This window comes from Mesorhizobium sp. M2C.T.Ca.TU.002.02.1.1, assembly GCF_003997225.1.
Window position 1 is genome coordinate 1 of the sequence record NZ_RZTO01001186.1, and the last position, 1,335, is coordinate 1,335.

2 protein-coding genes are annotated in these 1,335 nt (G+C 65.5%); one reads left to right on the forward strand and one right to left on the reverse strand.

The window, feature by feature from the left end; all coding sequences use genetic code 11:
- Positions 1–533 (reverse strand): L,D-transpeptidase (locus EOD07_RS34590; protein WP_245470608.1); only part of this gene is annotated, 533 nt, incomplete at its 3' end.
- Between the two features lie 332 nt (positions 534–865).
- Between EOD07_RS34590 and EOD07_RS34595 the strand changes: the two genes are divergently transcribed.
- Positions 866–1,335, forward strand: a 470-nt coding sequence (locus EOD07_RS34595; RefSeq protein WP_164772848.1) for a LysE family translocator, incomplete at its 3' end; no start/stop codon positions are given.

Here is a 1,335-nt window from a genome sequence, read left to right on the forward strand (position 1 = left end):
CCGGTGTCCTTGCCGTTCTGGTAGATGTAGAGCGCCCGGGCGCCCAGCGGATTGGTGAGGCCGCCGGGCTGGCCGCCCTGCCATTTCACCAGTTCCGGCTTGCGCTGGATCATTTCCGGCGGCGGCGTCCAGACCGGCCATTCGCGGCCATACTGGATGTTGGCGCGGCCCGACCAGCGGAAGCCGTCCTTGCCGATGCCGACGCCGTAGCGGATGGCATCGCCGCCCGGCTGGACGAGATAGAGCATGCGTTCCTGCAGATGCACGACGATGGTGCCGGGCGCCTCACCGGTCTTGTCGACGACGATCTGGCGGCGGAACTGCGGCTTGACCTTCTGCCACGGCACCGCAGGCACATTGAAGCCGCCATCGGTCAATGAGGCATACATGACGTCGGGACCGGTGATGTTCTTGTCGACGCTGATCGCCGGGCGCATGGGCGGCACGGAGCCGGTGACGGTGTTGTCGAGCTGCATCTGCGGCAGGTCGAGCGTGTCGGTGGTGCTGCAGCCGGCAAGGCCGAGCAGCGCCATGGCGCCGGCACCCGAAAGCACGGCGCGGCGGGAAAGCTGAATTTCGGTATCGATTGCGGCGCCGTTGGAAGGCGGCGTCAGACTTTGCGGCAACTCGCGCATGCACCAAACCCTACGCTGCCGGCGGGAAGCACGGTCCGGCCGGATCGCAGGCATTTTCACCAGTCATGGTTGAAAAAGGGTGAAAGCGTGGGAACCCGGCTTAACCCTAACGGATCGGCGCGGCCCGCCGATGGGGCGCGGCCCAGGTGCCAAGGATTTTTCCAGCGGCCCCTTTACATTCCCGACGACCCCAGGATTTATCCTTTTCTTTGCGCTCAAGGAGCAGGGAAATGTCCTTCGAAAACTGGGCCGCCTTCGCCGCCGCCTCTTCCATCCTTCTCGTCATTCCGGGCCCGACGATCCTCTTGGTCGTCTCCTATGCGCTGGGCCAGGGCTGGCGCACCGCGCTGCCGATGGCAGTGGGCGTCGCGCTTGGCGACTTCACCGCAATGACGCTGTCGATGCTCGGCATCGGCGCGCTGCTCGCAGCCTCGGCGACGGTGTTCACCGTGCTCAAGGTGATCGGCGCCGGCTACCTGATCTATCTCGGCATAAAGCTGTTCCGCGCCGGCGGCGCGCTGAAGGCGGAACCCCGCACCGACGCGGTCTCGGCGGCACGGATGATGGCGCATGCCTGGCTGGTGACGGCGCTCAACCCGAAGAGCATCACCTTCTTCGTCGCCTTCCTGCCGCAGTTCCTCGACCGTCACGCCGACTTCTGGACGCAGATGCTGATCTTCGAGGCGACCTTCCTGACCCT